General features: G+C 63.4%; 17 protein-coding genes and 1 pseudogene. 9 read left to right on the top strand and 9 right to left on the bottom strand.

Going from position 1 to position 23,512, the window contains the following annotated elements:
* The first annotated feature begins 20 nt into the window (after positions 1–20).
* The 5 genes from HYG77_RS18125 to HYG77_RS18105 all read left to right on the top strand — a co-directional run bounded on the left by HYG77_RS18125 (position 21) and on the right by HYG77_RS18105 (position 6,003).
* Complete coding sequence (locus HYG77_RS18125) at positions 21–1,457, top strand: aldehyde dehydrogenase (RefSeq protein WP_208960121.1); 1,437 nt, start codon at positions 21–23, stop codon at positions 1,455–1,457.
* Positions 1,458–2,077: 620 nt separating this feature from the next.
* The gene (locus HYG77_RS18120; RefSeq protein ID WP_208960120.1) at positions 2,078–3,082 is read left to right on the top strand and encodes a hypothetical protein; all 1,005 of its coding nucleotides are present in this window, start codon (positions 2,078–2,080) and stop codon (positions 3,080–3,082) included.
* A gap of 92 nt (positions 3,083–3,174) precedes the next feature.
* A complete protein-coding gene (locus tag HYG77_RS18115) occupies positions 3,175–4,326 on the top strand; it encodes an NAD(P)-dependent alcohol dehydrogenase (protein WP_208960119.1) in 1,152 nt (383 codons plus the stop codon).
* A 3-nt stretch (positions 4,327–4,329) separates the two neighbouring features.
* A complete protein-coding gene (locus HYG77_RS18110; RefSeq protein ID WP_109334183.1) occupies positions 4,330–5,496 on the top strand; it encodes a phosphotransferase family protein in 1,167 nt (388 codons plus the stop codon).
* A gap of 9 nt (positions 5,497–5,505) precedes the next feature.
* Entirely contained in the window at positions 5,506–6,003 is a 498-nt protein-coding gene (locus tag HYG77_RS18105; protein ID WP_208960118.1) for a hypothetical protein, read from the top strand.
* 275 nt (positions 6,004–6,278) lie between these two features.
* Here HYG77_RS18105 and HYG77_RS18100 read toward each other — a convergent pair whose 3' ends face one another.
* The 7 genes and pseudogenes from HYG77_RS18100 to HYG77_RS18070 form a co-directional block, all read right to left on the bottom strand.
* Positions 6,279–7,154: a helix-turn-helix transcriptional regulator gene (locus HYG77_RS18100; RefSeq protein WP_208960117.1), complete on the bottom strand. Its 876-nt coding sequence runs from the start codon at positions 7,152–7,154 to the stop codon at positions 6,279–6,281.
* 10 nt (positions 7,155–7,164) lie between these two features.
* Complete coding sequence (locus tag HYG77_RS18095; protein ID WP_109334189.1) at positions 7,165–8,286, bottom strand: LuxR C-terminal-related transcriptional regulator; 1,122 nt, start codon at positions 8,284–8,286, stop codon at positions 7,165–7,167.
* A 71-nt stretch (positions 8,287–8,357) separates the two neighbouring features.
* A pseudogene (locus HYG77_RS18090) lies at positions 8,358–9,808 on the bottom strand (aldehyde dehydrogenase).
* Positions 9,809–10,214: 406 nt separating this feature from the next.
* Positions 10,215–10,751 (bottom strand): hypothetical protein, encoded by a 537-nt coding sequence (locus HYG77_RS18085; RefSeq protein WP_109334193.1) that lies wholly within the window; start codon positions 10,749–10,751, stop codon positions 10,215–10,217.
* Positions 10,751–11,971: a phosphotransferase family protein gene (locus tag HYG77_RS18080; protein WP_109334194.1), complete on the bottom strand. Its 1,221-nt coding sequence runs from the start codon at positions 11,969–11,971 to the stop codon at positions 10,751–10,753. The genes HYG77_RS18085 and HYG77_RS18080 overlap by 1 nt, the downstream gene beginning before the upstream one ends.
* A 12-nt stretch (positions 11,972–11,983) precedes the next feature.
* Complete coding sequence (locus HYG77_RS18075) at positions 11,984–12,973, bottom strand: hypothetical protein (protein ID WP_109334196.1); 990 nt, start codon at positions 12,971–12,973, stop codon at positions 11,984–11,986.
* Between the two features lie 48 nt (positions 12,974–13,021).
* Positions 13,022–14,437, bottom strand: coding sequence for an MFS transporter (locus HYG77_RS18070; protein ID WP_162603293.1), 1,416 nt, complete (start codon positions 14,435–14,437; stop codon positions 13,022–13,024).
* Between the two features lie 392 nt (positions 14,438–14,829).
* On the opposite strand from HYG77_RS18070, the gene HYG77_RS18065 reads away from it, so the two are divergent.
* The gene (locus tag HYG77_RS18065) at positions 14,830–16,026 is read left to right on the top strand and encodes an IS701 family transposase (RefSeq protein WP_244461368.1); all 1,197 of its coding nucleotides are present in this window, start codon (positions 14,830–14,832) and stop codon (positions 16,024–16,026) included.
* 52 nt (positions 16,027–16,078) lie between these two features.
* Here HYG77_RS18065 and HYG77_RS18060 read toward each other — a convergent pair whose 3' ends face one another.
* Together HYG77_RS18060 and HYG77_RS18055 are read right to left on the bottom strand one after the other, a co-directional pair.
* Positions 16,079–17,917, bottom strand: coding sequence for a helix-turn-helix domain-containing protein (locus HYG77_RS18060; RefSeq protein WP_244372936.1), 1,839 nt, complete (start codon positions 17,915–17,917; stop codon positions 16,079–16,081).
* A gap of 567 nt (positions 17,918–18,484) precedes the next feature.
* Positions 18,485–19,276, bottom strand: coding sequence for an SDR family oxidoreductase (locus tag HYG77_RS18055; protein WP_109334200.1), 792 nt, complete (start codon positions 19,274–19,276; stop codon positions 18,485–18,487).
* A 390-nt stretch (positions 19,277–19,666) separates the two neighbouring features.
* Here HYG77_RS18055 and HYG77_RS18050 point away from each other — a divergent pair, with 390 nt between their 5' ends.
* The 3 genes from HYG77_RS18050 (at position 19,667) to HYG77_RS18040 (ending at position 23,417) form a co-directional block, all read left to right on the top strand.
* The gene (locus HYG77_RS18050) at positions 19,667–21,310 is read left to right on the top strand and encodes an AMP-binding protein (RefSeq protein WP_208960115.1); all 1,644 of its coding nucleotides are present in this window, start codon (positions 19,667–19,669) and stop codon (positions 21,308–21,310) included.
* 157 nt (positions 21,311–21,467) lie between these two features.
* On the top strand, positions 21,468–22,523 hold the full coding sequence (locus HYG77_RS18045; protein ID WP_208960114.1) for a nitronate monooxygenase: 1,056 nt from the start codon (positions 21,468–21,470) through the stop codon (positions 22,521–22,523).
* 42 nt (positions 22,524–22,565) lie between these two features.
* Complete coding sequence (locus HYG77_RS18040; RefSeq protein WP_109334206.1) at positions 22,566–23,417, top strand: PaaX family transcriptional regulator C-terminal domain-containing protein; 852 nt, start codon at positions 22,566–22,568, stop codon at positions 23,415–23,417.
* The last annotated feature ends 95 nt before the right edge of the window (positions 23,418–23,512 follow it).

The raw sequence follows: 23,512 nt of genomic DNA, 5'->3' as shown, positions 1-23,512 counted from the left end.
TCACTGACGAAGGACACCCGATGACGATCGACTACCCCGATCTCTACATCCGCGGCGGATGGGCACGGCCGTCCGGCGATGCCACCATTTCGGTCATCTCCCCGACCACCGAGCAGCAGATCGGCTCCGTGCCGGAGGGCACCGACACCGACATCGACGACGCCGTCGAGGCCGCCCGCACCGCTCTCACCGACTGGGGGTCCCGGACCGCGGCCCAGCGCGCCGAGGTTCTCGGGCGCTTCGCCGACGAACTCGAATCCCGCGCCGAAGACACCGCGACCCGGGTGAGCAGCCAGAACGGCATGCCCATCACCCTCGCCCGGCAGTTCGAGGGCGGCTTCCCGCCGGTCCTGCTGCGCTACTACGGTGAGATGGCCGCGAAGCAGGAAGACGAGATCCGGCCCGGCATGCTCGGCGGGTCCACCCTCGTCACCCGCTCTCCGATCGGCGTCGTCGGCGCCATCGTCCCCTGGAACGTGCCGCAGGCCATCACGTTCCTCAAACTCGCCCCCGCCCTCGCCGCCGGATGCACCGTCGTCCTCAAACCCTCCCCCGAGACCGTCCTCGACGCGTTCCTGATGGCCGAGGCCGCCATCGCCGCCGGACTTCCCGCCGGGGTACTCAATATCGTGCCCGGCGGCCGAGAACTCGGCGCCTACCTCGTCGCCCACCCCGGCATCGACAAGGTGTCCTTCACCGGCTCCACCGCCGCCGGCCGAGCCATCGGCCGCACCTGCGGCGAACTGCTCCGCCCCGTCACCCTCGAACTCGGCGGCAAATCCGCCGCCGTCATCCTCGACGACGCCGACCTCGCCGCGAACCTCGAATCCTTCTACGCCGCAACACTACTCAACAACGGGCAGATCTGCTGGCTCGGCACCCGCGTCCTCGCACCCCGCTCCCGGTACGCCGAGATCGTCGACACCATCACCGACCTCGCCAAGGGACTGTCCGTCGGCGACCCCCTTGCCGACACCACCCAGATGGGACCGCTGGTGTCGTCGCGGCAACGCGACCGCGTCGAGGGCTACATCGAGAAGGGCCGCTCCGACGGCGGACGGGTCACCGCGGGCGGCGGCAGGCCCGCCGACGCCACACACGGGTGGTTCGTCGAACCCACCGTCTTCGCCGACGTGCAGACCGGCCACACCATCGCGCAGGAGGAGATCTTCGGACCCGTTCTGTCCGTCATCCCCTACACCGACGAAGCCGAAGCGATCGCCATCGCCAACCACTCCGACTACGGCCTCGGCGGCTCCATCTGGACCGCCGACCCCGAACGCGGCACCGAATTCGCCCGCCACGTCGCCAGTGGAACCGTCGGCATCAACGGCTACACCAACGACCCCACCGCCCCCTTCGGCGGCATCAAGAACAGCGGCCTCGGCCGCGAACTCGGACCCGAAGGCCTCGCCAGCTACCAACAACTCAAAAGCATCTACCTCGACGTCCGCTAACCCCCGGGTCGGTGCAGCCGTGCGACACACGCACGGCCGCACTGGCTTATTCAGACAATGAGCACCGGAGACGCCGTCACCGAAGAAGAGCTCGCCATGGTCGACTTCGCAGGACGAATAGATCTTTTCGGTGTGAGTAACTTGAAAAGGTTGCACCACCGCGGACTTGGAATCGCGGGTTCGCAGTACGCGCGAAAGTTCTTGCTCTCGAGGACTGCGCACATCTGTGAACGTGCGCGTTGGCACCGAATTCACACAGGTCAGTCCACGTCGTCGAGGCGCAGTGTCGGCATTTCTGTCCCGACTATCACCCTCAGGTTCCTCGAGAGCCTACGTTCCCCACTACGGTAAAGGTCCTTGCTGCGTGGCGGGTGAACATCGCCCTCATCGGTGACGAGCAGCTGGAATCAACGACGGCCTCTAACACGGCACCATGCGCGGTATTCGGCTGCGGTGAACGGCCGACGGTTCCAAGAGCTCGAATAACCGTCTCGTCTCACTCCCCCGCAAGGAAGAAATCGCGTGCTCTTCTGGGTCATTTCGGGGAGCACACGTAGCGTGGATCACACTGCGCTGCCTACGGTCATCAGGAATTCATTCCGAACAACCGAGGAGCTGCTGTGATCACCGCTGCGGACGTGGACTACCACACAAGCGAGCCATCGGCCCATACCTGGGCTGAGACCATCGTCTTGGTCTTCTCTGTTCCGGAAGCCGGAATCCTGGGCAACGCCTACGTGTTGTCTCGGCCGAATGTCGGCGCCACCATTTCGTCGGTGGTCGTTCACTCCGGATTCTGCACCCATCCCTATGAGATCGACTTCACCGACCCTCAGATGCATGTGCCAGCGCCGAAGACGTTCTCGAAGTTCACCCTCGAGAGTGGGCTGAGTCTCGAGGCAACGAACGCGCCCCGCGATTTCCGAGTGTCGTACGAGCACGCACTCGGCGCCTGCCGCTTCGACCTCGAGTTCCGGGGGCTGCACGAACCCTTCGACGTTCACGATGCCACGCAAAACCCTCTTGTGGCCAGTACCGACGGCCCGATCGACACCGGACTCGGTGACGTATGGGCGAACGGCCATTACGACATGATCGGGCACGTAACCGGAACTCTGGAACTTCGCGGCAAGGAGTACCAGGTCGATTGCTTCGACGGGATGGATCGCAGTTGGGGCCCCCGCGCCGAGCTCGGCCACAGCGGTGCTGCTTGGATCCATGTGACGCTCGGCCCCGACTTCGGCCTACACCTGGGGATGGCCCTAGGCATTCGAAACGGCGAGGTGGTCTACGAGGGGCTGCGGTTCGGCTACATCGTCGAGGACGGCGAACTTTACGGAATCACCCACGCGACCGTCGAGGCGGCCCGGGTCGATCTGATCGCCGTCACCAACCACATCACCGCAGTCGACGTCCGGGGCAAGAAACACGAGTTCTTCGGGACCGCTGTGGGTGGCGCTCCGTGGTACAGCTTCAGCCCCGCCTATGTCAGTTGCCAGAGCTTGTTTCGCTACCAGGTCGGCAATCGGGTCGGTTACGCCGAGGCGACGGACGTCCTCGGTTTGGAATTCCTGGGCGAACGGATGTCTCGGCACGGTCGACTGCGTGCCGGGGCTCGTCCCTGAAAAGTCGAGTCTTCCCGACGATCGAGCCGGCTCTACTCCTCCGTCCTATTTCGGCGCGCTGCGCTGCTGAAGGTCACGAAAGGTCCCTGTCCATGTCACGTTCCATTACTGCCGCGGTGGTCACCGAACCCGGCGGCCCGTTCACTTCTCAACAGGTTGAGCTCGCCGACCCCGGGCCTGGCCAGGTTGTTGTCGAGATTCGTGGGATCGGTGTGTGTCATACCGATCTCGCGGCACGTGACGGTTTCTTCGGGCTGGCATATCCGATGGTCCTCGGGCATGAGGGCAGCGGTGTCGTTGTCGAGGTCGGCGCGGACGTGACCTCGGTGGTGCCCGGTGACCATGTGGCCCTGTCGTTCGCATCGTGCGGAACATGCAGCCCGTGCGGCGATAATCAACCTGCCTATTGCCTCGAATTCGGTGCCCGCAACTACGGCGACGGGCTACGTGCGGACGGCACCAGCTCGATCCATCGGGACGGTACTCCCTTCACCGCAGCGTTTTTCGGCCAATCGTCGTTCGCGACACATGCGCTCGCGTCCGAACGCAATGTCGTCAAGGTGAGCGCGGATGTGCCCGTGGAGCTCGTCGGTCCGCTCGGGTGCGGTATCCAGACAGGTGCCGGCGCCGTGTTCAACAGCCTGGATTGCAAAGAGGGCGAGTCCCTGCTCGTGCTCGGTTCCGGACCGGTTGGCCTGGCCGCGGTGATGGCGGCGAGGGTACGCGGTTGCGCAGCGATCATTGTCTCGGATCCCGATCCGCGCCGCCGTTCGCTCGCCACCGACCTCGGTGCCACCGCCACGCTCGATCCCACGGACGGACCGCTCGTGGAGCAGGTCCGTGCCGTCGAGGGCGCAGGCGTGGACTATGCGTTCGACACGACGGGGGTCTCGGCCGTCGTGGAGGAGTCGCTCGGCGTTCTCGCACCGCTGGGCACCATCGGCTTGGTAGGGGTGCCCCACGACATGGCGGCTACCCTGCCGCTGCCCATCGTGCCGGCCATGGTGGCCGGATTGACCGTGCGGGGCATCACTGAGGGTGACAGCGACCCGCGCACCTTTATCCCTTACCTGCTCGATCTCTATCGGGCAGGCGAGTTCCCATTCGATCGACTTATCGGGACGTTCCCATTCGCCGACATCGAGTCCGCAGTCCAGGCACAGCTGCGCGGTGAGGTGGCGAAGGTGGTCCTGCTACAGCCCAGCGCAGTTACCGCGCCGTCGACGTACGCGACAGGAGCATGACCCATGGTGGCGACAACGAATACTTCCCGTTCCACCGGCCAGGTGGAACCCACGATCGACGCCGTACTACGCCGAAAGCTGGAACGGCGGGGAACGGTAATCCACGAACAGCCCGTCGTCGACACGGTGTCGGTACGATTGCACGAGTTCCTCTCCCGGCGAATCGACGGAGACTTCCGGATCGACGGCATCGCCCGACTCGCGGGCGGCGCTTCGAAGGAGCAGTTCGTCTTCGGCCTGGACTGGGAACAGAACGGGCGGCGGAGACAGGACCGAATGGTGTTGCGCATGGATCCACCCGGGTCGATGGTCGAGACCCCACGGTTGCGAGAGTTCGAGGTCTTGCAGATGCTCGGCGGTGTCGTCCCAGTGCCGCAGGCGTACTGGGCGACTGACGACCCGGCGGAGCTCGGCGCCCCGGCGATGATCTGCGGCTATGTTCCGGGATCGGCGAGCGCGAAAGCGGCGCTGAAGACGGCGTCTGGACTTGGCACCGTATACGGTCCGGCGTTGCGCCCGATCTTGGGACCCCAGTTCGTCAGCCATCTGGCCCAGCTCCACCGGTTCGACTGGAGCACCCATGATCTCCCGTCCTTCGAGCGTCCACGCCCCGCGACGACCGACGCAATCGATTGGCGCCTGGCAGCCACCGACCGCGCATGGCGAGAGGACGCCTTCGAGGCGCATCCGGTGATCGCCCTGACCCAGCAGTGGTTGTGGGACCGCCGGCCAGCGGTCGATCACGTCTCGGTGGTGCACGGAGATTACCGAAACGGCAATTTCCTCTTCGACGAGGACTCCGGGGAAATCACCGCTCTGCTGGACTGGGAACTCACCTATCTCGGTGACCGCCACCATGACTTGGCTTACGCGATGATGGAGGGGTGGGGTGAGCACGACCCGGAAACGGGACAGTTTTATTGTTCGGCGTTGGTGACCCGCGAGGAGATGATCGCGGAATACGAGAAACTGTCGGGCCTGCCTGTGGATGCAGAACGACTCGAGTACTACACAGTCGTCAACATGTACTGGGCCGCGGTCGCCCTGATCGGCACCGGACCGAGAAACGCGGCCGAGCGCCTCACCCACCTGGATGCGATGCAGACATTCCTCGGCGGGCTCGGCGCCTTCTATCTCGACCAATTGCTGACCATCGTCGGCAAAGATTAGGAGGTCCCCATGATTCCCACTGTGGCCCAACAGATCGGCGCAGTCCGAAACACAATCGCCAAGACGGTGCTTCCGGCGCTCGATCCGAACGATTCGTTCGCGGCGGAGCAGGCCGGGCTGGTGCTTGCCTGCCTGGACTGGGTGCTGGACGTGCACGCGTCCGAGTACCCGTACGAGCTCGCAGAGCATACAGACAACCGGTGCACGCTCGAGGTCCTGGCCGATCTGGATCCAGGGGTTTGTGACGAATCTCAGACACTACTTGCCGAAACTGCCACTCCCCCAGCTGACCTAGAACAGATACGAGCGCAGGTACGCCGCCTGAAAGAGGCTGTCGCGCACAGTTACCAGGTGCTCGCTGCTGCGGGGTCACCCGACGCGGCTGCGGCGCGCCGCACGGTCACTGATGCCGCCGCGCGGCAGGTTGCGCGAGAGCTCTCGTGGTGCCGGATGACGGGATTCCCTCGAGGCGAGGTGCCGAATATCACCGAGATACTCGCGTCCTAGGGACATCGATGGTGGCAGATTGCGCTAGCCCCCTCTAACTCGACAGGCGTCACCGTTGAGACAGCCATCGAGTCGGGTGGCATGGCGCAAGAGAGTGAGGAAAGGGGCGCAAGGCGGCGTGGTCAGCCGGACCCGCCGCCTTCCCGTGCGGTGCAGCAACTCGGGTAAGAAGCCCCACGTGTTGGTCGTACCGGCAAGCGGCGAACTCCGGGGTTATGGCATCTGCGGCACGATGTCGCACAGAATGCCCACCCGGTTATCGGTGTTTGTGGTGGCTATTTGTTGTCCGTTTCCTGAGCCGGCGAGTCGGTATCGAAGCGAGCGATGAGTTCGGCCCGGTTGGCGACGCCGCACTTACGCAGCACCTTCTTCACATGGGACCGCACCGTCTCTACAGAAATGACCAGATCGGTGGCAATCGCGGCGTTCGAGGAACCGGTCAGCATCAATGCAAGGATTTCGCCCTCGCGGATGGTCAGAGCATGGGCAACCTCGGGCATGGGCGGAACCCGAGTCGGCGCGGCGGCGGGCTCATGGGGTGAATAGTCACGGCCCCAGCGCGTATGGAGGAGGTCGCGCTGGCGGTGCCGCCGCCGGTCCAGGGCAGCGCACTCGAGGGCGGTGCCGACCAGTCCCGCGTAGGAAGTCAGGGCATCGACGACCGGTTCGTCGGGCGTTGCCCCGACGTGAATCACGGCGGCCGGACTGCCGTCGATGTCGACCCGGAACACCGTGTATCCCGCATGGGGGAATGCCGCCGGGATACCGGAATTCCCCCGGCCGATGATCGACGAGGGGAGTTGGAACGGCGAAGGGAGGGAGGGGCCCGGGGCGGCGCCTAGTGGTGTCGCGTGTAGTCCGTCGAGTTCGGAGAACAGTACGTTGTTGCACTCGGCGATATCGGCGGCACCAGGGCAGACCGCCCGAACAACATCGTCGACGGTGGTGGCGCGCTGCAGGATGGATGTGGCCGAGTGCAACCCCCGCGCCGCAGTCTCCAGTTGGCTGAGTTCGACGGACTGGGTCCGGTCGCGTCGTTCGATCAGGTCGGCGAGTCGGATGCCCGCCGCGCAAGGATCGGTCGTCGAACCGGAGGCAAGCTCGGCCAGTATTCGGTCGATCTCGACGTTCAAAGCCTCATCGGGAGCCATTGGGATTTCCTCAGCACCCGCCCCGCCCGTGGCGGTGCAGATTCCTGTAGAGCGCTGCCGCCTCGGCACGGGTGGACACGGCGAGTTTGCGGTAGATCCGTTGAATATGGGACTTCACGGTGCCCTCGGAGACGAACAGTGCTCGGGCGATGTCGGCGGACGGGGTGCCGTGGGCCACGAACTCGAAGATCTCGTGTTCCCTTGTGGTCAGGGCAGTGCAGTGCGGGGCTCGGGCGGGCCCGTCCGCGCTGTCGGGCCGATCGGGTGCGGAGCCGAGTGCTTCAGCGAGGCTCAGTTGGGTCTGCTCGAGTTCGGCGAGCGCGATCCGCATCGCCGTGATTTCCTCGGCAACCCGGTGGTTGCGGGTGGCGATTGCTGATCTGAGTGTCTGATATTCCTCGGTCAGCGCGCATACCGCCGCCGCGGCCCGCAACGTTGTCATGTCGGTCTCGTCGACGTCGACATCGTGGTGGTCCGCGTGGAGCAGGGCGGTTACCCGGCCTGCGGAAACGACCGGAACTGCCAGATAACCGCGTGGCCGGGACAGCTCGACGAGTGGGCGGTAGGTGTCCCGGTAGATGTCGACCGAATCGACGGCAATTTCGCGGCCGCTCCGCATGACCTCCTCCTCACGTGGTGCGGCTCCCGGCGGAAGGGTGAGGGACTCGACCGCCCGGCGTAGGGGGAGGAACGAGTCCCCGAAATCGGGGTGAATCGCGATCGTGGTGGGAGACCACCCGGAGTTCGTGGCTGGGGAGTACACAGATTTCCGGAAGCCTAGGTCCTGGCACAACCGAGTGGTCACGATGTAGGGGCGCTCGGCCCGCGACGCCCCACGCAGGTGGGTGAGCAGTGACCGGAGTCCGGCGAATTGGGACCGACGGTCGGCAATTCGTCGCGCCTGTTGCCGACGCCGGATTGCCTCGATTTCGGTGAGAAGCTCTGCAGCACTGCGCAGTTCGTGACCGTCCCCTCCAGAACGCAGGCGCGAAAGCAGTGCCTGACGGGTCCATTCGAGGGTGAGCAAATCCTCGGCGGCCTGCTCTGCCAGGCGGGTTGCGGCTTGGCTATTCCCGCTCCGGACCGCGAGGTCGAACAGAGGGGCGAGCCGGTGATCGTGTGAGTGTGTCATCGAATTCTCTCAGCTCCCGTGTTACGTGCGACCGGGCGGGCCGCGCGATCGAGCGGGCGATTGCGGTGCAGTCAGAAGCTGGCCGGGGGAAGGTAGACGGTCTTGTACGTGCGGAACGCGTCTCGGGGCCGAGTTCACGACCCAGGCCGCTGGCCTTGACACCGCCGAATGGGGCGTGCGGATCGTTCGAGTAGTGATTGATGCCGATCGTGCCCGAGCGGATTCGGCGGGCGACGGCGGTTGCTCGTTCGACGTCGGCGGACCAGACCGAGCCGCCGAGTCCGTAGTCGCTGTCGTTGGCGATCTCGATCGCCTCGGCCTCGTCCTCATAGGGTATGACCGTCAGCACTGGGCCGAAGATTTCCTCGCGGGCGATCGTTGCCGAGTTGGTGACGTCGGCGAAGACGGTGGGCTCGACGAACCACCCCTGCTCGAGGCCTGCGATCCGCCCCCCGCCGGTCGTCAGTCGGGCTCCCTCTGCGCGTCCTTTCGCGATGTAGCCCTCGACTCGGTCACGCTGTTTTTCGGACACGAGCGGGCCGATCTTGGTTTTCGGGTCGAGGGGATCCCCGATCGGCAGCGATCGCGCGAGGTCGGTGATGGTGTCGACGATCTCGCCGTATCGGGAGCGTGGTGCGAGGACACGGGTGTTGAGCCAGCAGATCTGGCCGTTGTTGAGGAATGTGACGCCGAAGAAGTTGTCGATCGACGAAGCCAGGTCGGCGTCGTCGAGGACTACGGCCGCGGACTTTCCGCCGAGTTCGAGCGTGACCGGGCGCAGCAAGCGGCCGCACGTTTCGGCGATGGCGCGGCCGGCGCCGGTCGAACCGGTGAACGAGACCTTGTCGACGCCCGGATGCGCGACAAGGTAGGCGCCGAGATCCCGTCCGCCCGGAACGATGTTGAGCACACCGGCAGGCAACCCAGCGGCGTGCGCGGCCTCCGCGACGAGGAACGCGTCGAGCACCGTCTCTTCAGCCGGCTTGAGCACGACGGTGCATCCGGCGGCGAGGGCGGGGGCAATTTTGAGGAACGAGATGGCTTGGGGAACGTTCCACGGCACGATCGCCGCGACGACACCGACCGGTTCGCGGGTCACGATCGCAGACCCACCCAACATTCCGGGGCGCATCTCTTCGGCGGGCTCGGCGGTGGTCAGGCCGGCGTAGTAGCGCAAAAGTACGGGCGGGAACCCGCCCTCGAACTGTTCGGCGAGCCAGATCGGCATGCCGTTCTGCAGCGACACCCGCCGCGCTGTTTCCGGGCTGCGGGACTCGAGCTCCTCCGCGAACCGTTCCAGGACCTTGCTGCGGTCCACCCGATCCCACGCGGCCCAGCCGGTCGGATCGTCGAAGGCGGAGCGAGCAGCCGCGACGGCGGCATCGATGTCGGTTTCGACGGCCAGCGGGACGGACCCGACGGTGGCGCCGTCGGCTGGGGAGCGCACGGTGATCGTCTCACCGGAGCTTGGGGCTGACCATCCTCCGCCGATGTACAGGCTGGAGTAATCAATCGTGCTCATAGTCCTCCTCTGGCGAAACCGCCGGTACGGCGGGGAGACCCTCATGGAGAGGGACATCTGGTGCAACCTTGCTGGACGGCAGAGTTTGGTTCAATAATTTTCGTTTGTTCTGGGTGAAGATCACCCAGAAGGAATAAGCCCTCTCACCCACGCCGGTTTGCGCGCGCCGTTGCAGACATAGCCAGGGAGTGTCGACCCATCCCATTCTCTCCTTTGGCCCAATATTAAGTCCGTCGTTGGCTCTCGGCAAGAGTGTTCTGCACATGTATCCCACCGCGGGAGGTAAACGTACTGACGGTCGGGCCTGCATTACCCTGGCGGGCCACAGGCGAGGAGGTACCGCCTCCCCACAGACGGCGGTACCTGTGCCCCGCATTCGGTGGATGAAGGCTCAGTTCGTCACCTATTACGCGTCCGCGCAGGATCTTCCTGCCAGGAAGTCATCGATGCTCCGGAGCCGATCCCGGTCGGATTCGAACCCGAACGGTGCGTACCAGGATCGCTGGAACGCGAGGAGCCCGCGTGAGGATTCGACCACCCACCGGCCCAGTGTCTGGCGAACCTCGTCCGGCAGCGTCTCGTCCTGTGCGACGGTGCTGACGGCGGCGGCGAGTGCGGCGCCCTGCTCGATGAGTTCGGTGGTGCCGGTGGACGCGGCACCGTGTGCGGCCCGGGCGACATCGAGGCGCTTGGCCAGGTCGCCGGTAGGGGTGGCTGTTGCGGAGAGGTGCGTCAGCACTCCCTCGGCCATTCGAAGATATTCCGCCAGTTCGAATCGGGACCGTTCGTGGATCCGGTAGATCCGCGTACCCAAGAATTCGAGGTAGTCGGCGACGAGGGGTAGTTGCTCGGAGGCAAGCGGATCGGCCGGGTCCACGGCCGGTGCGACCGAGTCGAGGAGTGATTTGCGCAGGGCTCCGAGAGTGTTGCGCGTGTGGTCCATCAGAGCACCTCGCTCAGTAGGGTGTTCAGTTCGTCCGCGGCGACCGCGGCCATGCCCTTGACCCGGCACAGGACGACATCTTGATGAGATTTTCCCAGCTTGGCGACGCGGTGTGCCGAGGCCATGGTGGATACGACGATTTGGTAGGCGTTGAGAATTTTGTAGAATCTGATCCTGTCCGGGTCCACCGGAAGTCCAGTGGCTTGTTCGTAGCGTCGGTAGAAGTCATCTTCGGGGATCAGTCCGCAGACAAGGTAGCGGCCGTGCTCGTCGTGGTGGCCGAAGGTGGACTGTGTGGTCCAGGCAAGGTCTCGGTGCCGGTCGCCGAGATGACCACGTTCCCAGTCGAGCCAGGCCGTGATCTCGAGGGTGGATTCGTCGTAGAGGAAGTTTCCGCTGCGGTAGTCGCCGTGGACGATGCCGGCGTGATCGAGGACGGGCAGGTTGTGGCGCATCCATTGCTCGGCCACGTCCATCAGCGGCAGGTCGGCCGCCCGGTCCTCTTCCCAGGTGCGCCTGGCCTGGTTGAGTAGCCACCGTGCCGCGTCGTCGGTCCCGACCCGGGGTTGGGCCAGGCTGGTGAACGTCGCTGCGGACAGATCGAAGGTGTGAAGTGCCGCCAGGTAGGACAGGAACTGGTCGGCGAGAGATTCGCGGGTGCCGGGACCGAAGTTCGTCCCCAGTCCGCTGATCTTCCCGGTGGTGGTCGCCGACGGTTTGGTGACCCCGCAGACGTAAGAGTAAATCAGTGCGGGTTCGGGAAAGTACTGGCCATCGGTGTCGATGAAGTGCGGTTGTGGGACGGGAATTGTGTCCTGCACTGCGGCGACGAGTTCGAACTCGCGTAGCCGACTGGTGGCATTCGACCCTTCGGCGGGGTCCATTCGGACCACCATCTGCTCACTCGTCCACTCACCGGATTCGTTGCGGTGCAGGGTGAAGCCCATCTGGATCTTGGACACACCACCGGTGAACCATCTCGCGTCCGAGACTCGGAAGGAGCCGTCGATGCGAGTGGAGAGGAACGACTCGACGCACCGGACGAACTCGTCGAGGTCCATCCGCCGGTACGGGCCGAGTGCCCGCCGCTTCATCTTGCGGGTCAGCGTCCGATCCACTTCGGGTTCGGTCGGGTACAGCGCACGCAGATGTTCGATCTGTGTGTCGGTGGGGTCGTCGGCCCAGTCCCGGTCGGGCAAGGCAAGGGTTGCGTTGGTCATTGAGGTTCGCTCCTACTTCAACCGGCCGTGGCGGGACATCCGCTCGGCCAGGTAGTCCAGGCCGAAGATGTCGCCCATCTCGCCGTAACCGACGGCGGAGCCGCGCTCGTAGCGGAACAACGACTGGTAACAGACGTGGGACGGGTTGAACGTGTACCACGGGTGGCCCGCGATCGCGCTACCGAAGAACTCGTACTTCTTGCCGCGCACGTCTGTGGCTGTGACGTGGTTGCTGAAGGCGAGCATGTCGACGCGCTCGGCCTGGATCGTTCCGTCGATCAGGCCGTGGACCTCACCGTGGTCGACGACGTAACCGAAGCGGATCTTGTCGTAGAAGACCTGGCCTCGTTCGATCCGCATCGGCACCGCCATGTGCATCGCGAAGTCCTCACCGAAGTTGATCGAGACCCAGGAGACCGAGCGGGTGCCGATTTCGGTGCGTGGACCCCAACTGTGGTCCATCCCCTCATACGATTCGACCTGGTAGCTCTTGCCCCGCAGTTCCAGTTCGCCGCGGATCCGGCCCTTGACCTCGAAGTGACCGTTTTCCCATTCGTCGCCCTTGCGGGAGTCGTCCGAAGTGGTGAGGTCACGCTCGAAGAGTGGATTCTGATCGGGGTCGTGCGGATCGAACGGGTCGTGTAATCCTTCGAAGGTGAGATCGAAACTCGCTGCGCCGAGGGCATTCTTGTACTGCATGCGGTAGTTGCGGGGACCATCCGAGGAGACGGTCAAGCCGTTATCCAGGGAGTAGTTGCTGAACGATTCGGGGCAGGGAAGGTGCATTTGGGGGTCGGTGAAGTCGACCTCATAGGGTTGCCGGCAGAATCCTTGGCCCAAGATCACCGAGGACAGGGTGACGCCCAGGTTCGGACGGGCCAGCACATAGGCGTTGCCGAAAATCCCCGCTTCGGGTACGGAGATAATCAGAACAGTGGTTTCAGTCCAGGTCCGGTCGGTGAGGTCGCGGGGGTGGAACTCGGTGTCGGTGTAATTGATCACAGTGTTTCCTTGCGTGGTCGAGTCGGTGAATTTTCTGGGTCAGTGATGTCAGTCATGTTGCAGCTGTGCGAATTTCGCGTCTTTCGACGTGGTCGAGGGCAGAGTGTTCGTGGTGGAGGGCAGAGTTTTCGAGATGGTGATCATGAGGATGCCTCCGACGCCCAGGACGATCGCGCCGACGAGGAAGGAGAGTCGGTTGCCGGCATCGCCGGGGAACGCATCGCGGATGATTCCGAACATGTACGGCGAGACGAATCCGCCGATATTGCCGATGCTGCTGATCAATGCGATTCCGGAAGCGGCGGCCGCGCCGGAGACGACCTTCGGCGCGGTGGTCCAGAACGTCGGAATGGTGGCCATCGCGCCGACGGTGCCGACGCAGATCGCGATAGCGGCGACGAACGGATTCGAGGAGACGGTGGCGGCGGCGACGACCCATCCGCTCGCGCCGATCAGAGTGGGAACGGCAAAGTGCCACATGCGTTCCTGGGTTCGGTCCGAGCTTCGGGAGATCAGGACCATGGCGATTCCGGTGAAGATGTACGGTACTGCCGCGATGTAGCCGATGCCGATCGTGCCGATGGTGCCACCGGTCATCTCCTTGATGATCGACGGGAGGAAGAAGCCCATGAGGTAGATGGGCACGACCATGGAGAAGTACACGACCGAGAGCATGAGGACCCGGTAGTTCTTCAGTCCGTCCGTCCATGAGGAGTGGCCGATTCCGTTCCCGGTGGTGTCGGGGTTCTCCTGACGAATTTTGTTCGTAATCCACTGCACCTCAGAGGCATCAAGCCATCGTGCATCGCTCGGCTCGTTCGGGAGGAACTTGAGGATGACGACAGCGAGGAGCAGGCAGGGCAGTCCTTCGGCGATGAACATGAACTGCCATCCGGTGAGACCCCAGGGCTGGAGTGACATGAGGGTGCTTGTGAGGGGTGAGCCGATGGCCGAGGCGACGGGAATGGCAAGGAAGAACAGTCCGAGGATTCGTCCACGGTTCGCCGACGGTACCCATCGTGTGAGGTAGTAGACCACGCCCGGGAGTAGGCCTGCTTCCGCGGCGCCGAGCAGAAAGCGCATTCCGTAGAACATCCAGAGGTTGTCGACCAGCGACATCAAGGCGGTGATCAGGCCCCACGTCACCATGATGCGGGCAATCCAGATCCGGGCGCCGAGTCGGTGGAGCGCGATGTTGCTCGGAACCTCGAAGAGTACGTATGCGATGAAGAAGATACCGGCACCGAGACCGAAGGCCGCTTCAGTAAGACCGAGGTCTGCCTGCATCTCGAGCTTGGCAACGCCGATATTGGTGCGGTCCACGTAGCTGAGTAGTGCACCGAGAAACAACATTGGAACGATCCGGAACGTGATCTTCCGCGAAATGGTGGATTCCGGACTGTGGGGAGCGGAATCGGATGTCTGCGCGGCCGTGTTTCGCCGGCGGTGGTTGTCCATGGTCATCTGAACCTTCTGAGGTGAGATCGCGGAGGGGAGGTGAGCCCCAGCGGTAGTGACGACGTCACCGCGAACCATAAGAAGGTCCACAACAGCAGAACAACGTTGTGTCCGGCTTCCGCAGGAATAGCGCACGCACGCCGCCTGTCGTAGCCGACACTGACACTTCGCCCTACTATTGCCATTCATTGACTGATGGGATATAGCCATTTTCCGGGAATCACTCGGAAATGTGCGCCAGTACGCAGATCCGAGCGCGAAAAGGGTTCTATTCGGAGACTGAGACCACTTTCACCGTCGTGGAGTGATCCACACCACCTGTGGCATACCGGGGTTCCTGAACTATGCTAAATGCACTACAACGACACATCGTGACCAACGAACCGGATCTCGCGTACTTGCCTGACGGCCGCGACGAAACACCTCGGCGAGACCTCCCGCGGGGACTCGCCGTTTTCTGTGCCCAGTTCGCACATCGATTCCCCCGCGTCGAGCCTCGCCGCAGGATGTCTGCCTACGTCCACGGACTCTTGGGCGGCTTGGAACGCACGAATGGGTGGACCCTGGCGGAGGCGGCGGGCGAGACCGGCCCCGAGGGCATGCAGCGATTGCTGAACGCGGCATCGTGGGACGAGGATGGGCTGCGCGACGACGTGCGAGACATGGTGGTCCGGGCAGTCGGTGACGTGTGGCAGGGACGGCTGATAGTCGGGGACACTCGGTTCCTGAAGCGAGGAGACCGTTCTGCCGGGGTGACCACAGGGGTCTCGGCGGACACCGGGAGGCCCGAGAACGCACAAACCGGGATCTTCTTGGCGTACGCGTCCGAAGCGGGTGGGGGCCTGATCGACCGCGAGCTGCACCTGCCGCGTGAATGGACAGACCACCGGGACCGGTGCCGCGCGGTCGGCATCAACGACTCGGTGCGCTACCAGAGCCCGCCGGATCTAGCGCGGGCGATGATTGGGCGGGCTCTCGATGCTGACGTGCCCTTCGCGTGGGTCACGGCCGGTGAGCCTTATGGGCGGTCGGGGCATCTGCGGAGCTGGCTGGAGGAGCGAGGTGTCCCCCACGTAGTCGAGGTCCCGGGCAACTGTCGGGTCAGCACCGCAAACCTGGAAGTCCGACCCGCCAGCGAGGTGATCGACGCACTATCGGACACGGTATGGCACCGCCTCAGTCACGTCGACGATGTCATCGGATCCCGTGTGCGCGACTGGGCAGCCGTAGATCTACACCGGGCGGGACGACAATACGGAAACTGGTTGCTCGCCGGGCGATCGATCACCAACCCGTCCGACGTCACCTACCACTTGTGCTTCGGTCCGGTCGGCAGCATCCTCTCCGAACTCGCCCGCGTCGCGGACGGACGGCAGGCAATCGAGGAGTGTCTCCAATCCGCCCGGAACCAGGCCGATCTCGGGAACTACCAGGTCCGCCGGTACCAGGCGTGGTACCGCCACATGACCTTGTCGATGGTCGCGGCGGCGTACCTGTTGATCCTGCGACGAAGAGAGGTAAACCGGGATGTGGACGACTTATCGCAGGTGCGGCCGGTTCGCTCCCGACCGAACGCCGTCGCACCTTGGTGGTGAGACGAGCGTTGCGAGACGAGTTCGATACTCGTCCTTGTCGGCGCCGAACCGTCTACGCCGGCATTGCCGCGCCAGTCGCCCCTACAGAGTCTGACCGGGTGTGGGGTTGCGAATCTGTGGTGAGCCCGCGCGCCGAAGCGTGAAGGTCCACCTCGCCAGCCGCCATTCGGCCGGGGACGACGAGTGCGGGGTGGCCTTGAAAGCGAAGTACGAGAAGCGCGGTCTGGATGCTCAATTGGTCCGCGGCGTTGCCGACGACGTCGAGCCCGGTCATGGCGTGAACGCGCGAGAGGCGTAGTCGCACGGTGTTCTCGTGCACACCGAGATGTGTTGCCGCACCACGGGGACTGCGCCCGGCATCGAACCAGCACTGCAGAGTACGCAGTAGATCTGCCGAACCTGGAGCGTCTCCAAGAATGGGGCCGAGAACGTCACCGACGAACCGTCGCAGCGCCGCAACGTCACCGTTCGCCAGGAACACCCGAACCGGCCCCAAATCGTCGACGGCGAGGATTCGGTGCGCCGTCGGCTCGGTAAAACGGTCTACACACCGGACGACTTCGCGGGCCTCACGGTACGCGCGGGAGAACGCGGCAGGTTCGCACACCGACGACACGCCGGCGATCAGTCCAGTTGGCTGGGACACCGCGGCAGCAGCCTGAGTGATCGCGGTCTTGACCCGCGACACCGCCACCACCGACCCGACATCGTCAGAGGCCTCGACCAGCAGGAGCAGCCCCTCCGACCCGCGGGTCGACAGCACCTCGACACCGAGGGAGCGCTCCAGGTGTTCGACCAGGGCATGGTCGAGATCCTCGCTCTCCCCGTCCGGCACCTGTACGAATACCAGTACCCGACGAGCCTCGGTGTTGACACCCAGATACTCACCGCTCGCCGCGAGGTCCTCCTGAGCACCCGTTCCGCGGACGAGTTGTCGAGTCAGTGCAGATTTTGCATTCCACGCGACACGAGCGATGCGCCGTTGGATCAGGAACTGAGCGCCGATACGGCGGGCACTACGAGCGGCGGTGTATTCATCGGTGGGGCGCAGCGGCGTGGGATGTTCATCGATCACCAGCCAGCCGAAGTGCTCACCCCGCTCGACGATTGGGGTGACGATCTTGCGGCGGGCCAGGTCGGTCGTCGGTCCAGCAGCGAGAACGACTGGTCGCGGTCCCGCGGTCGCGTCCGGCGGGTACGAGCGGAGAATTGTTTCGAGCGAAGGCATCGAAATTCGTCCTGCGGAGTTGGGACCTGCGGCGGCGATTCTTCGCTGCCGCCGGTCGAACAGGACCACAGCTTTACCCGTCAACTCCGCACAAACCCGAACGATCGCAGACATGGTGTCGGCAGTCGCGACAGCATCATCGAGTCGCTCGACCACCGCCCCACGCTCGTCGGCGAGCAGTTTGCCATGTTCGAGGTCCCGCCTTCGACGGCGCTGCTCCTCGGCATCGAGAACCGCGGCGGCAGCGGAATCGACAAGCGAGCGGAACGAAGTCAACGCGGCGGAATGTCGAAGGGTGAAGTCACCTTCTCGTCGCGGGTCGCTGAGGAAAAGAAGCCGGATGGGAGCTGACGAGGAGGCGGACAGGCGCAGCAGAACTACCCGCCCGGAATCGCGTTCCCGCAAACAGCTGCCTGACAGGGTCCAACCGGCCGCATGAATCGGCTCGGTCGACGCCAATGCTCGACGAATGAGCGCGTCATCCGGCAGCACTCGGAGTCCGGAGGGCCGCGATCCGCTATGCGAAAGAGGGACGAACATGCCACGAGCACCGTCCTCCACTAGTACGCAGGCGTCCGCAAATCCAGCCTGTGCGGCCGTGTGGGCGAGCAGGCCCTCGAGCACGCGCAGATACAGAGGCGTCGTAGGCAGTTGCGCAGTCATGAGTCCTCACCTAGGTCGGCGTCCGCAAGCATCACCGCCCAGCGTGCACGGGCCGCGAGGGGATCTCGCGGGTAGGGCCGGTGCCCCCACGAGAGCCTCTTTGGACTGACCTTAAACGCTATAAGTGAGAGCGACAAGTACAACCAAGCGACAAAACCAACGATTTCGACATGAGAACATCGGCTTGACGCGGCACGGGCCCGTCCAGGACTTCTGCTGCCAAATGAAGCGGAGTCTCCCAACACACACGGATCGACTCAAGCGCTGACCTGGGGCGCCTCAGAAAGGTGGCAAGACGACTCACTGATGTTCTTGCCGCTTTCTCGAGGCAAATCAGTGTCGGCTGAGGCAGCCGATTGACCCTCGACGCCGTCGTGCGCAAACTCCAGGGCGCACTCGCTTATGGATCGGGATCGTCACCATGAGTTCGAACACTCGAGTGTGCAGCGGAGTTGATTGCTGAGATCACGACGCAGACTTGGGCGAGAGTGGTTGCAGAGGCGACGGTTCGCCCGCGGTGTGAGATTCGAATCCACCGGGATGTGGAGTGATTCCTGGCAGATTCGCTCACATGGCAGAAATCCCACCGTTCACACTGATCGTTTGGCCCGTCAACCGAGCCGAATCCGGGCCGCCGAGAAATACGATCAATGACGCCAGATCTTCTGGCACGGCAACCCCCAGATGCGCTTGCGCCGCAGCTTTCTCGAACAACGACTTGCTGAACCCATCGCTGAGCACGTTAGCCGCGGTGGGCGTTCCGTTGATGAGCGACGGGGTCACCGCGTTCACCCGTACACCGTTCCGCTTGCCCTCGATCGCAGCGACTCGCGAGAACATCACGATCGCCGCCATCGCCGCGCCGAGAGCGCTCTCGCCAGGGGTGGGCACCTTCGCGGCGTCCGACGCGATGTTGATAATGCTGCCCCCTCCCTGCTCTTGCATCAGCGGCAGCACTGTGCGAGTCAACAGCATCGGCGGTAGCGCCTGCCCCATGAGAATGCCTGCGATGTCAGATGGCGGAGTGCGATGCAACAGCTCGGGCCGGTACGCCGTCGTAGTCGAATTGACGAGCACGTCCACGGTCCCCAATGCGCGGTGAGCAGCGGCGACCGATCGCTCCACCCAGTCGACATCCGACGCGTCGGTTGCAATGAAGGTCACCTCGACGTCCGCGCACCTGTCGAGGACCACCTGGCATGCATCGCGACCTCGCGCCTCGTTCCTGCCGAGCAACACCAACCGACGAACTCCCGCGTCGACGAAGGCGCATGCGGTCGCGAGACCGACACCCGATGTTCCGCCGGCCAGCAGAACGCCGGAGTCGCCATAGGCTCGGACGAGTGGAGAAGAGTTCACAGTGACCTCCCGGTCGAGATTATTCTACAGATTATGATGCTTGCTCACTGTATATGTATAGAAGTCGCCCCTTCGCCGTCATGCGTGTCGTATCTTCACGCACACCTCGAACGCTCCCGCATCGATTCAATCCTTAGCCGTTCAAAGGGCCTATCTACCTCGATCTTCTGCCTACCCAAAGATAGCCTTGCGATACGTCGGTACGCGAAGCGAGAGCACCCGCCAGTGAACACCGATGTTCGATACAGAACTAGACAGTGAATCTCTAACGATGTATTACTTTGATGGGTGTGATCGACGCAACAAGGTCACTTCCCCCGTCACCTGTGGGGTATGTCGACTTGCCCTGACACCTAGCAGTCCTCGCCCGTCCAGACAGGAACACGCATCATGCACCCAGAAATGTCTCTCTGGCTGTCCTCCCCCAGTTCGGGAGTACGCGACATCACCCTCGGCGATCTCCTCAGGGAAGCTGCGAGCACAGTGCCGGATCGAGTTGCACTCGTCGACGGCGTTCCCGAAGCCGACCAACGCACCGAGTGGACTTACAACCAGCTGCTGTCGGAGACGGAAGCTGTGGCCCGTGCCCTACTCACGGAATTCGAGCCCGGGGACCGAATCGGGATCTGGTCACCCAACAGTGCGGAGTGGGTCATTCTCCAACAGGCCGTCGCGATGGCGGGAATGGTCGTCGTTGCCGCCAACCCCGCATATCGTGCCCACGAACTCGAGTACATACTGCGACAATCCGGAGCGGTAGCACTGTTCTATCGCGACTCCTACCGCGGAACCGATCTCGGATCGATCGTCGACGAGATCCGGCCCCGCGTCCCAGCCTTGCGCATGACCATCAGCACAAGCACCTGGCGATCGTTCGTCGCCGCCGCCGCCGACCAGACCATGGAGCTACCCACGGTTGTCCCGACCGACCCCGTCCAGATCCAATACACCTCCGGAACAACAGGCTTCCCGAAGGGAGCTTTGCTGCATCACAAGGGCATCATCAACGAGGCGAAGTTCGTCTTCGAACGTGCGGGGATGGAGGAGGGCGGAGTCTGCATCAACGCGATGCCGATGTACCACATCGGCGGTGGGGCAGTGACTGAACTGGGGACGTTCTCGTCGCTGGGTACATACGTCGTTCTACCCGGATTCGACGCGGGGCAGACGCTCGAGATGATCGAAACCTACGGCGGTACACATTCGTTGATGGTTCCGACGATGCTGATCGCGTTGCTCGAACACCCCGATCTTGCGACACGGGATATTTCCAGCTTACGCACGGTGCTGTCCGGGGCCGCGACCGTACCCGAGAGTCTGATCAAGCAGGTCATCGAACAACTCGATTGTCAGTTCACGATCTTGTTCGGACAGACCGAAATGCACGGCGTGATCAGCCAGACGCGCGTAACCGACGACCCTGCCGATCAAGCAACCTCGGTGGGCCAGCCCCTTCCCGAACTCGAGGTCAAGATCGCCGACCCCGAATCAGGTGAAGTCGTACCGATCGGGGTACAAGGCGAAATCTGCTGCCGCGGTTATCAGAACATGCTTGGCTACTTCAATATGCCAGACGCTACCGCCAAGACGATCGACGCTGACGGCTGGTTGCACATGGGAGATCTCGGCACCATGGATGCACGCGGATTCATCAGGATTACCGGTCGCCTCACTGACGTCATCATTCGCGGCGGAGTGAACATCTATCCACGGGAGATCGAAGAACTACTGTTCCAGCACCCGGACGTCGCTGACGTGATCGTAGTGGGCATCCCGGACGAGAAGTGGGGCGAGCAAGTCGGCGCCGTCATCCGACTCCACGAAGGTCGCGAACGCCCGGCGCCCGATGCAATGAAAAGCTGGTGCCGTGAGCGTATCTCGGCTCACAAGGCTCCAACTCTGTGGTTCTTCACCGACCAGTTCCCGATGACGCCGACCGGTAAGATCCAGAAGTTCAAGGTGTCTGAACAGATCAGCGCGGGTGAGCTGAGGTCGGCAGTCGAAACCGTGGTTTCCTCCTCCCGATCGCGTTGAACGTCCGTTTCCAGTGAAGGAGCCGCCGAACACCGGCGTCGGAATGGTCAGGACGGAATAGCACGTCGCGCGCTGGTTTCGATAACCATCTACTCATGCGGCGATGATATCGCCAAGAATGTCACAACACCAGTTCCACTTGGTCTCGGAAGGACACATGAATCCCATCGCAAACCGCTACACCGAGCTCGTCGGGATCGACCACCCGATCGTTCAGGAGGGTCTTGGGCCGTTCCGCACTCCCAAGCTCGCGGCCGCCGTATCCAACGCCGGGGGGCTAGGTACTGTCTCGATGCCCGGCATGCCCACCGATCTCGATGCGGGGGCGCGAACGTTCCGCGAACACATCGAAGAATGTGCTGCACTGACGGACCGACCCTTCGCAGTCAATATCCCGGTCGGTGTCGACAACAACGGCGTCGTGCTTCCCTTCACCGACATCTACATTCGCACGGTGCTCGACGCCCGACGGGTCGATCAGTCCCTCGCTGCCCAGCTGACAGTGCTCACCACCTCAGCAGGCTTCCCCGGTGACTACATCGCGATGATCAAGGACGCCGGCCTCATCCATCAGCACAAGGTGGGATCGACGCGACACGCCGTCAAAGCCGCCGAAGCCGGCGTCGACGTGATTATTGCCGCGGGATTCGAGATGGGCGGACATGCCCCGAGCAAAGCCGTGCACTCGTACGTACTGCTCCCCAACGTGACCGAAGCGGTCGATGTTCCGGTCTTGCTCACTGGCGGGGTTCGCGATGCGCGAGGCTTGGCTTCGGCGCTGGCAATGGGCGCCGACGGGGTCGCGATGGGAACACGATTCATAGCCAGCACTGCGAACTCCGACTGGCATCCGACCTACATCCAAGCCCTTCTCGACGCCAAGGAAGGCGACGACGTCGCATTCGACGGCGTCTACGGACCATGTCGAGGGCTCAAGAATGCTGCGTCGCTGAAGCTCCTCAATCACCAGGAAGACGGGACGGGTGAAGTCATCGATGCCGTGGAGTTGACGCGATGGAAGATCGAATCGATGCAGCGTGCCCAGACTACGGGGGACATCACTGACGGTTTGGTTCTGACGGGTCAGGTCGCCGCTGCGATCGACGACATCATCGACATAGCTCAATTCGTGCCGAACATGGCCGCCGGAGCAGCCGACATTCTGCGCGAACTCGCATCGGCGCTGCCGGATACAGAGCCTGCGTTCTCATGACTCTGCGCTCCTGACGATAATGATCGACGCGGCGCAGATACCATGACGCCCGTGACCGACCCCATGCCGAAGCCGGCGGAGACGAAATCGAGTTCGATCGGCAGCGCTCGTTCCGCGCTCATCTCGATTCTCGGTGAGTTCGTCGCCCCATATCGTCGGCCGGTGCGAACAGCTGCACTACTCTACGTCCTCACCGGCCTCGGATTCGGCGAGCCGGCGAGTAGGCAGGCGATCGCGAGGGCGGGTGCGTCCGGGCTGATCACCGCGGAGCGCGACGGTCGGCAAACGAAGTGGAGTCTCACCGAGCAGGCTCATCAGCTCTTCGTCGAAGGTGTGACGCGGGTGTTCCCCGACATGTCCGGGTCGAGCCGATGGGACGGCAGGTGGCTCGTCGTCATCGCCCCGATTCCGGAATCACACCGCGCGATGCGGAAAAAGTTGTACGCGGCGTTTCGGTGGGCGGGCTTCGGCAACCCGAGCCCAGGCGTCTGGGTCACTCCGCACGTCGACCGCTTGCCCGAAGCAAAGACGGCGATCGATTCCTTGGGGTTGTCATCGAACACCATTTCCTTCATCGGGTCTCCCGTTGACGTGGGGATTCCGGAGAACGAGTTGGTCCATCGCTCGTGGGATCTCGAAATGGTCGCCAGCAGCTACGACGAACTGTTGGCTCGGTTCGACGGAAAAAGACCCCTGTCCGGCGAGGAAGCTCTTTTTGCTCACCTAGAGCTTGCCGATGCCCTTCGCCACACTCCGTACATGGATCCGCAACTGCCCGCCGCGCTTCTTCCCAACTGGACCGGCCTCGACGTGGTCAAGCGTCTGCAGAATTTGCGTGCCGAATGGACGCCAGCAGCCCATGCGCACTGGCTATCCATCGCGCGTCTCGACTGACTTTCTCCGATACCGACCGTCTCTAGCACAGCCTTACCCACATAGTTATACATTCTTGGACACAACGTGTACTGAAATGTATCATTGAGTGAAGC

The sequence above is a fragment of the Rhodococcus sp. ZPP genome, assembly GCF_017656075.1.
Taxonomy (GTDB): Bacteria; Actinomycetota; Actinomycetes; order Mycobacteriales; family Mycobacteriaceae; genus Rhodococcus_F; species Rhodococcus_F oxybenzonivorans.
This window is presented reverse-complemented; position numbering and strand designations above follow the sequence as displayed.

Bases quoted from the DNA above. Each gene is read 5' to 3' on its own strand.
- HYG77_RS18125 (WP_208960121.1), top strand. From the start codon at position 21: ATGACGATCGACTACCCCGATCTCTACATCCGCGGCGGATGGGCACGG.
- HYG77_RS18115 (WP_208960119.1), top strand. From the start codon at position 3,175: ATGTCACGTTCCATTACTGCCGCGGTGGTCACCGAACCCGGCGGCCCG.
- HYG77_RS18110 (WP_109334183.1), top strand. From the start codon at position 4,330: ATGGTGGCGACAACGAATACTTCCCGTTCCACCGGCCAGGTGGAACCC.
- HYG77_RS18105 (WP_208960118.1), top strand. From the start codon at position 5,506: ATGATTCCCACTGTGGCCCAACAGATCGGCGCAGTCCGAAACACAATC.
- HYG77_RS18100 (WP_208960117.1), bottom strand. From the start codon at position 7,154: ATGGCTCCCGATGAGGCTTTGAACGTCGAGATCGACCGAATACTGGCC.
- HYG77_RS18095 (WP_109334189.1), bottom strand. From the start codon at position 8,286: ATGACACACTCACACGATCACCGGCTCGCCCCTCTGTTCGACCTCGCG.
- HYG77_RS18085 (WP_109334193.1), bottom strand. From the start codon at position 10,751: ATGGACCACACGCGCAACACTCTCGGAGCCCTGCGCAAATCACTCCTC.
- HYG77_RS18080 (WP_109334194.1), bottom strand. From the start codon at position 11,971: ATGACCAACGCAACCCTTGCCTTGCCCGACCGGGACTGGGCCGACGAC.
- HYG77_RS18070 (WP_162603293.1), bottom strand. From the start codon at position 14,437: ATGACCATGGACAACCACCGCCGGCGAAACACGGCCGCGCAGACATCC.
- HYG77_RS18060 (WP_244372936.1), bottom strand. From the start codon at position 17,917: ATGACTGCGCAACTGCCTACGACGCCTCTGTATCTGCGCGTGCTCGAG.
- HYG77_RS18050 (WP_208960115.1), top strand. From the start codon at position 19,667: ATGCACCCAGAAATGTCTCTCTGGCTGTCCTCCCCCAGTTCGGGAGTA.
- HYG77_RS18045 (WP_208960114.1), top strand. From the start codon at position 21,468: ATGAATCCCATCGCAAACCGCTACACCGAGCTCGTCGGGATCGACCAC.
- HYG77_RS18040 (WP_109334206.1), top strand. From the start codon at position 22,566: ATGACGCCCGTGACCGACCCCATGCCGAAGCCGGCGGAGACGAAATCG.